7 protein-coding genes are annotated in these 8,315 nt (G+C 70.8%); 5 read left to right on the plus strand and 2 right to left on the minus strand.

Annotated elements, in window-relative coordinates:
* The first annotated feature begins 823 nt into the window (after window positions 1-823).
* The 5 genes from ABZ924_RS37355 to ABZ924_RS37375 all read left to right on the plus strand — a co-directional run bounded on the left by ABZ924_RS37355 (window position 824) and on the right by ABZ924_RS37375 (window position 6,639).
* Window positions 824-1,261, plus strand: a complete 438-nt coding sequence (locus tag ABZ924_RS37355) for a hypothetical protein (protein WP_361919994.1) — start codon at window positions 824-826, stop codon at window positions 1,259-1,261.
* Between the two features lie 792 nt (window positions 1,262-2,053).
* A complete protein-coding gene (locus ABZ924_RS37360; RefSeq protein WP_361919996.1) occupies window positions 2,054-3,619 on the plus strand; it encodes an alpha-L-arabinofuranosidase B in 1,566 nt (521 codons plus the stop codon).
* 569 nt (window positions 3,620-4,188) lie between these two features.
* The gene (locus tag ABZ924_RS37365; protein WP_361919998.1) at window positions 4,189-4,695 is read left to right on the plus strand and encodes a hypothetical protein; all 507 of its coding nucleotides are present in this window, start codon (window positions 4,189-4,191) and stop codon (window positions 4,693-4,695) included.
* 337 nt (window positions 4,696-5,032) lie between these two features.
* Window positions 5,033-6,034, plus strand: a complete 1,002-nt coding sequence (locus ABZ924_RS37370) for a winged helix-turn-helix domain-containing protein (protein ID WP_361920000.1) — start codon at window positions 5,033-5,035, stop codon at window positions 6,032-6,034.
* Between the two features lie 194 nt (window positions 6,035-6,228).
* Window positions 6,229-6,639, plus strand: a complete 411-nt coding sequence (locus ABZ924_RS37375; RefSeq protein ID WP_142147171.1) for a hypothetical protein — start codon at window positions 6,229-6,231, stop codon at window positions 6,637-6,639.
* A gap of 724 nt (window positions 6,640-7,363) precedes the next feature.
* Here ABZ924_RS37375 and ABZ924_RS37380 read toward each other — a convergent pair.
* Both ABZ924_RS37380 and ABZ924_RS37385 read right to left on the minus strand, forming a co-directional pair.
* Complete coding sequence (locus ABZ924_RS37380) at window positions 7,364-7,744, minus strand: CBS domain-containing protein (RefSeq protein WP_361920002.1); 381 nt, start codon at window positions 7,742-7,744, stop codon at window positions 7,364-7,366.
* Between the two features lie 170 nt (window positions 7,745-7,914).
* Entirely contained in the window at window positions 7,915-8,214 is a 300-nt protein-coding gene (locus tag ABZ924_RS37385) for a hypothetical protein (protein ID WP_361920004.1), read from the minus strand.
* Between the last annotated feature and the right edge of the window lie 101 nt (window positions 8,215-8,315).

Consider the following 8,315-nt stretch of genomic DNA (forward strand, 5'->3'; position numbering starts at 1 on the left):
CCGATGGAGAGGGTCCCCTTGGGTCCTTCGTCGCCGCCGCAGCCGGTGGCGGTCAGGGCGAGGCCGATCACAGCGGCCATCGCACCAGCCTTGGGAACCTTCATGTTGCAACTCTTTCCTCGGGGACGCGGGACGCGGAGCGGGATCGCCGGTGCGCGTGGAACCGCGGGGTACGTAGAAGCGTCAAGACGCGTGTAAGAGGAAGCTAAGAATGCTGCCGCCGCGGTGTCACTGGATCTTGGCGAAACTTGAGGTAACGATCCGGCTCGACCGGCGGTTCTGCGGCGATTACGTTGTCGAGGGTTCGACGGTGGGGGTGTGGTGCTGGGGGATGGGCGGACCGATCCGACGTTCACGATGTGCCGGGAAGTGGCGGACGGGGCGAACTTGGGCTCGTTCTCGGGTGGCCCGTTCGACGTGCGGGCGGTGGTGGCCGGCATCTTGCCCAAGCCCCGACACGGCCTGCACCTCGGCGCCGTCCCATGGGAAAATTCCCGCACGGGCACGGGGCCCGGGAGGCCGTTCACCTCCTGCGCACCGACAGCGAAACGGGCATGGACGCGACGGGCGTGCTGTGGGGCCTGCGCGCCAACGACAGCCGGGCCGCGGCCTCCCTCGCCGTACCGTTCCTCACCCCCCTCGCCACCGACAACGACCACCCACACCGCGCCGCCGCCCTGAGCGTCCTTTCCGGCCCGGCCCGGCCTGGCCCGCGCCCGGCACCACGGCGTCGCCTCCCGCGAGGAACTCCTCCTCCACCGCAACGGTCCCCGCCGCCATGCCCCCGACGACGACTACGAAGTGACCGGCTACCCGGCCGACTGTGGGCAACGACCGGCCGTACGTCGCCGCGCAGTCCGTGCCCGCCGCCCGCGCCGCGATCACCACCGACACCCCCGCGCTCCTGCCCCTCCTCGGCGACTTCGACCCCGGCGTCCGCGTCGACGCTGCCTACGTCTTGGCGACCGCCGCCGACCCCAACCACACCGTCCGCACCGCCCTGGCCAACGGGTTCGCCGCGGAGCGTGATGCCATGGTCCGCGCCGCCCTGCTCTTTGCCATCGCCGAGATCACCCGGGCCCACCCGCACCCGGCGACCGTCACGTGGCTGCGCGAGCGGTGGTACGACCGGGCGGAGGCCCCCGAAGTCCGCCTGGCGGCTGGAATCGGATGGCTCTGTCTTACCGAGCAGGAGGCACGGGCCGGGTCGGACAGGCGCGTAGTGGAGTTCTGTGAGCGCTCACAAATCGGCTCGCAGTGACTGATGCGGCGCGGCGAGACGGCAGGCGTGAAGGGCTGCGGCGGACCGTCGCTCGGCCCCGTTCGCCTCCCTGGCCTCCAGGCCCGTCCAGGAGTGCGGTCGACTGTGAGGCTTCGCGCCAAAGATCCCAACTAACTTGCCAGCACTTACTGATGACGCATCGCGACGGCGGGGGAGGGTCCGCGTGCGAGGCGGATGGGGCTTTCGGTGCACGGGCCTTGACTGCACTCCGGCGCGGTGGCCATAGTGAGGCCCCTGAAGCCGCTATTTCGTGCGCATCGCTCCGACACAGATTGTTAGCGCTAACAAATGTGGCGGGAAAAGTCACTCCTCTTCCGTTCGGCGAAGGAGTCCGTCCATGACCGCGTGATCTTGGCCGAGCCGCGCCCGGGAGCGCTGCCGAGGGCGGAGACGACACCCTGCCCGACACCGGCCGACTCGGCGGCAGTGCAACGCCCTGCGCCACGGCGCAGAGCACCACCCGCGCCCTGCCCATTCCCTACGGCCGGCCGCCGCCGACCCGTCACCCGCGTCCACGACCGGACGACGGGCAGCGGCGACACCCGCGTCCGCCAGCGGCCCGAACCCGCCCACCGCTGCTTCGCCCCCGACCCGGGCGGGGGAGTGCCGAGCGGAACCCCCGACCACGACGCCGGCGGACCCGGAGCACGGGCCGCCCTCCGGCGGCCGTGCCGACGCCGGGGTCGACCCCGGCTCCTGGACCCGGGACACCCGCCGGACCGCCACCGCCCCCCCGGGGCTGAAGACCGACCGCCCGTGAAGGAGAACCACATGACCGGACCATGGCCCCGCAAAGGCTGGCGCGCGGTGCGCGCGGCCTGTTCCGCCGCCGTGCTCGCCGCCGGCCTGATCATGGCCGCGACCAGCCCCTCGCAGGCCGTCGCCCAGGGCCCCTGTGACATCTACGCCGCGGGCGCCACTCCCTGCGTGGCCGCCCACAGCACCACCCGTGCCCTGTACGCGGACTACAACGGCCCGCTCTACCAGGTGAGGCGCGCCTCCGACAACGCCGTCAAGGACATCAACCCGCTGGGCGCCGGAGGTTACGCCGACGCGGCGGCGCAGGATGCGTTCTGCGCCGGCACCAGCTGCGTCATCACCACCCTCTACGACCAGACCGGCAAGGGCAACCACCTCACCCAGGCCCCCCGGGGCCACTTCCCCGGCCCGGCCGCAGGCGGCAACGACAACCTCGCCAACGCCGTGGAGGCGCCGGTCACGCTCGCCGGCCACAAGGCGTACGGCGTCTACGTGGCCCCCGGCACCGGCTACCGGAACAACCACACCACGGGCATCGCGACCGGCGACCAGCCGGAGGGCATGTACGCGGTGCTGGACGGCACGCACTACAACAGCGGCTGCTGCTTCGACTACGGCAACGCCGAGACCACAGGCAACGACGACGGCAACGGCACCATGGAAGCCATCTACTTCGGAGACAACAAGGGCTGGGGCTACGGCACCGGCACCGGGCCCTGGGTCATGGCCGACCTGGAGAACGGCCTGTTCTCCGGCGTGAACCGGGGCTACAACGTCAACGATCCGAGCGTCGCCAACCGGTTCCAGACGGCCATCGTCAAGGGCGGCCCCAACCAGTGGGCCATCCGCGGCGGCAACGCCCAGGCGGACAGCCTGTCGACCTACTACAGCGGTGTGCGCCCCAACGTCCCCGGCTACAACCCGATGAGGAAGCAGGGCGCGATCATCCTCGGCATCGGTGGTGACAACAGCAACGGCAGCGCCGGCACCTTCTACGAGGGCGTGATGACCTCAGGCTATCCCTCCGACGCCACCGAGAACGCCGTCCAGGCGAACATCGCCGCGGCCGGCTACAGCAGCGCCCCCACCGGCACGCCCGGCTCGCTCACGCCGGGCTCCCGGATCTCCCTGCGGGCCACTACCTCCTGCTGCACCACCGGCTACCTCCGCCACGACGACACCGACGCCAAGGTCGTCCTCTCCACCCTCGACTCCTCCAGCCCCGCCGCTGCCAAGTCCGCGGCGACCTGGACCGTCCGCGCCGGCCTGTCCGACACCTCCTGCCTCTCCTTCGAGTCCGCCAACGCGCCCGGCCGGTTCCTGCGCCACCGCAACTTCCAGCTCTACCTGAACGCCGATGACGGCGGAGGAACGTTCGCCCAGGACGCCACCTTCTGCCCCACCCCGGGCAACAGCGGCCAGGGGTCCTCCTTCCGGTCGGTCAACTATCCGGCGAAGTACCTGCGCCACTACGCCTACACCGGCTACATAGCGAGCGACGGCGGCAGCAACAGCTGGGACAGCGCCACCAGCTGGGCCGCCGACACCAGCTGGCTGGTCCAGCAGCCCTGGAGCTGACCGCCCCGCCGGACCGCTCACCCGGGGACTGTCAGTGCCGGCCCCTAGGATCCAGAACGTGCGCGGCCACTCCACAGCAGGCCAGGCCGCGCACCGAGCCTGGCAGAAGTCCGCTGGAGAACCAGGGAGGTCCCATGAACGAGCACGGCATACCCGGCGCGCCCGAAGGCTTCACCGCCCTCGGGGTCGCCGCCGACTGGCCGCAGTCCTGGCAGGTCACGGGGCACGGCCACAGCCGGCTCAGCGGCGGCGTGGGCCTGCCAGACGCGACCCATGCCGCCCGTGGCGATCATCCGGACCAATGCGTAGCGGCCCCCGACGACGTCGCCCGCCTGTGCTCCCTGTACCACTGTGCCCCCCGCCCAGCGCGTCCGTACGAACGGAAGCATAGACGCGGACGCGCCGGGACGGGCACGTCCCCGCTGCGCGCCGGGGGAAGGCGCCCGGGCGTCGCGCACCCCGGCGGAACACAACGGCCGTAAAGGGGTTGCCCGTGCCGAAACCCCTGCGTAGGTTCCGGACCGGTCACGTCCGTGACGGACTCCCCGAGCAGAAGGTCTGAGGCCCTGATGACGAAGCCGTCCCATGAGTCGATGCTGGAGCTGCTGTCCGCGGACGGTCCGGACCCGGACCACGCGGAAGCGATGATGCTCTACGGCCGGCTGGTCGGGACCTGGGACATCAGCAACCGGTACCGCTCCAGTGGGGGGAAGTGGCGTACTGCAGCCGGTGAATGGCGCTTCGGCTGGGTGCTCGGCGGGCGCGCGGTGCAGGACGTGCTGTTCTGCCCGGAGTTCCACGACCGGTTCCCCGGCACCACCGTCCGCATGTACGACGTCACGACCGGGCTCTGGCGGATCACGTGGATCTCGCCGAAGCTTCCCTCCTATTTCGCCCAGACCGGCCGGTCCGACGGTGCGGGCGGAATGATCCAGGAAGGCGCGGACTCCGATGGCACGCGCTCCCGTTGGACCTTCACCGATGTCACGCCGGCCTCCTTCCACTGGCAGGGTTTCAGCGCCACCCCGGACGGCGAGTTCGAGTTGTTCCAGGAGATGCACGCGACACGCCGGTAGACCGGTACCCGGGAGGAAAACTCACCGGCCGCGGTTGCCGAACGCCGGATACGGCGGCAGCGGAGCCACCTCCCAACTATCGGGCCACCTCCCGCAACAGCGACCGCATCGCCTCCGCGAGAGCCGGGTACTCCTCCAGTCCGCTCGCCGTCCTTTTCAGCGTGGCCCCTGATCGGGTGATGCGGCGATCCCATCAGCCGGTACGGCGACGGCGTTCACCGGCTCGAACGCGTGGCCGACGAACGGGTCCTGCGCCTCGACGCCCGATTGGGCAGTACGAGGTGGGGCAGGCTGAGGGGCGTTCACGCACTCCCCTACGGCGGCAGGAGACCGGCAGGTGTTACGTGTTCACTTCACGGCGGAAGACCTCGCCAGGACCCGGGTGGCCGCGACCATCGGCGTCGCGGCCGAGGTCTACTACAGCCTGGAGCTACTGAGAGGCAACCGGGCGCCTACGCACCTCCACACCTGGCGCTCGGCGGTCGCGGGCAGGACGGGGGCCGACACACTCCCCTTGACATCCCTGGTCCCGACGCGCGGTCCCGGGCTTGATCTGCTGGCCCTGGCAGGCGATGTGCCCTCTGTGGACCACGCCGTGGACAATCTGCTGCACGCCCCGGTGTCCCAGCTGCGCCGCGAGATCGAGTGTCTCGACTTCCGTCCCGGACAACTGCCGTGGGCCAGACGGGTGGCGGAGGGCGACCGTGACGCGCTGCGGGAGCTGGCGAAGGCCCTGCGCGCCTGCCACCGACTGACCGTCGAGCCCTACTGGGACACAGGACGGTCCGAACTGGTCGCGCTGTCCACCCGTAGCGCGAGCCTGATGCTGGAGGGAGGCGTCGATCTCCTGCTGCGCTCGATCTGTGCACCACTGGTCCGCTGGCGTCCGCCGGTGCTCGAAGCCCCCTACCCGCGCCGAGTCGATGTGCACCTCCAGGGGCGGGGACTCATCATCACGCCCACGGTCTTCTCGAAGCACCCGGTGAGTTTCCTGTGGGACCCGCTCGACACCGCTCAGCCACCCCGCCTGACCGTACCGGCCCTCCGCCGGCCACTGACCGGCACCGGAGCGGCGGAGTCGGACGGCGCGACCGTCCGGAACCTGGAGTCCCTGCTCGGCCGCACCCGAGCCGCCGCCCTGCGTGTGACGGCGGAAGGCTGCACGACGAGCGAACTGGCCCGCCGCCTCAATGTCACGGCCGCCGCGGCCAGCCAGCACGCGACCGTGCTGCGCGACACGGGGCTGATCACCACCAGCCGCCGCGGCGGCTCCGTACTCCACCGAATCACCCCGCTCGGGCTGGCCCTGCTGTGGACGGGCGCCCTGACGCAACCGTGACGGCGCGAGGACGCCGCGAACGAACGTCGCCTCCCTGTCACACACCACCGAACAAGCGCACCGAGGTGTGTGAGGTACTGCCGCACCCACCGCCCTGGCAGCCCCTTTAAGCGGTGGCTTAAAGGATGGGCAACGGATGGTCGACCTGCCCAGAGTGTGAGGCGACAACCGACTCGTCCCGTCTGGAGGACCACTTGAAGCCCCAACTCGCCGCCGCTGTCGGCTCCGCCGTTCTGACCGCGGCCACCGTACTGGGAGCGCCGGCCGCGGGCGCGCAGACTGCGGCGTACCCGACCACGCCCATCACAGGCGTCTCGTATGGCGCCAGCTACATCAGCGGCACTCTGACCTGGTACAACCGTTCCGTCGGGGTCGACGGAGCACTCCGGGCCGTCGGCTGCCGCAGGGCGTGGGTCGGCGCGTACGACGCCTCGGGTATCCGCCTCGGCGCCAAGAGCACCAGTACCAAGTGCGACGTGACGTATTCGCTCGACGACTTCCCGGCAGTCCCCGCAGACGTGCCCGGCGGCGCCGCGTACGTCGTCGTCTGCCTTGACGACGCCACCGCGTCCCCACTCGATTGCGAGACGTTCTACCGGCCCTGACCACTCCGACCGCTCGATAAGTGACCTTGCGCCGACACACATACCCGGCCCCGGGGCGGCATGACACGCGCCGCCCCGGAAGCTGATCCCGTCGCCCGACGAGGCAGAGCTACGAGCCATCAACCGTCGAGCCTCCGCAGATGAGCGTGGCGCGCAACGTCTGGCAGGACGCGGGCCGTGTCGGCATACAGCCTCTTCGTGAAGGCCGCTACGAGGCAGCTGACGGCCGGCGGTATGACGTTCAAGGAGGCATCGCTCCCGCTGCCCGCCGGCCTGCATCAGGCGGCGCAGTGGAGCGGCTGGCAGCGGAGGCGCAGGCACGGGCGCAGGCGGCGGCCCGGAAGGCCGGCTCTGAGGAGTGGGGGTGCATCGTTTCTCCGGTGAATTTCCCTCCTGCGGCGGAATGGGGTCCCCGCCGTCCCGCCCGCTGATGGCGGCCGGGGCGGTATCACCGGCCGGTGATCAAGAACCTGATGTCGCGGGGTCTGCCCGCGCTTCTCCTTGCCGCCCTGCCCCTTCTCACCACAGCACCCGCCGCCCAGGCGGCCGCGCACCGTCCGCTCGCGGCTCCCATATCCGCTCCCGCCGAGCTCTCTGCTACACGGTTCCTCCCTGCGGTTCCCTCGTGACCTGCCAACCGCTGGCAAGCTGGTCGTGGTGTCGTTACGGGTGCGCCGGTTCGTCTGCGCGGAAGAGTCCTGCTCACGCAAGACATTTCGCCGACCTAGGGGTTGGGCAGGGCGCGGGCGACATCTGCCTGGGCGACCATGCCGACCAGGCGGTGGCCGTCGATGACGGGCAGGCGGCGGACCTTGTGGTTGCTCATGGTTCGCAAAATCTCCGCGGCGTCGTCGTCCGCGCCGATCGTGACCGCTTCGCCTTGCGCGAGCTCGCCGGCCTTCACGGTGGCCGGGTCCTTGCCGACGCCGAGGCATTTCACCACGATGTCGCGGTCGGTGAGCATGCCCTTGAGCTTGTCGTCGGTGCCGCAGATCGGCAGGGCGCCCACTCCCATCTGCGTCATCTCCCTCGCGGCATCCAGCACGCTCTCCTCGGCGCCGATGCACTCAGCGCCTTCGGTCATGATCTCGCGGGCCGTCGTCATCCGGCAGCACTCCTTCGTCCTAGTCCACGGGCGTACGTACCCGGCTGGGCGCGTACGCGGAGATGGGTGCCGCGGCGGGGCGTGCAGATATCGCCGCCTCTTCGAGGCCCTGCCCGACCCGGGGCTGGGGTTCGTGCCGCGCCGTCGTCGGCCACTACTGCAAGAAGTCCTCAAACGATGCGGCGCTCTGCGTCGTGGTGGAGGTAGAGGGAGGTGAGCTGGTTCCAGCACTGTTCGAGGTGCGCGTCGGCTTCCTGCCAAGCGGGGTCCTGGAACGGGTCAGGCGGCCGGATCACGACGGCGTCTGCGGCGGCCCCGTGGGCCTCGGGTTGGACACGCCGCCACGGGGCTCTCGCCGCGCTCGCACCGTGCGGGTCGCGGCAGGGGCGCGTGGCCACCCACCGCGCCAGCAGGATTGCGGCGGTGAACGCGGCAGCGGTGACGGCGTGCAGCCCAGGGTGCGAGGCCACGACGTTCCTCCCAAAGGTCAGGAAAAGTCAGGTGCGCGGGGGCGGGGGGCCCCCCGCGGGGGCCCCCCCCCCGGGGGGGGTGGGCGGCGGTCATGAAGGTG

Source organism: Streptomyces sp. NPDC046876 (assembly GCF_040645035.1).
Taxonomy (GTDB): domain Bacteria; phylum Actinomycetota; class Actinomycetes; order Streptomycetales; family Streptomycetaceae; genus Streptomyces.

Coding starts and splice junctions, on each gene's coding strand:
- ABZ924_RS37360 (WP_361919996.1), top strand. CDS start 2,054: ATGACCGGACCATGGCCCCGCAAAGGCTGGCGCGCGGTGCGCGCGGCC.
- ABZ924_RS37380 (WP_361920002.1), bottom strand. CDS start 7,744: ATGACGACGGCCCGCGAGATCATGACCGAAGGCGCTGAGTGCATCGGC.
- ABZ924_RS37365 (WP_361919998.1), top strand. CDS start 4,189: ATGACGAAGCCGTCCCATGAGTCGATGCTGGAGCTGCTGTCCGCGGAC.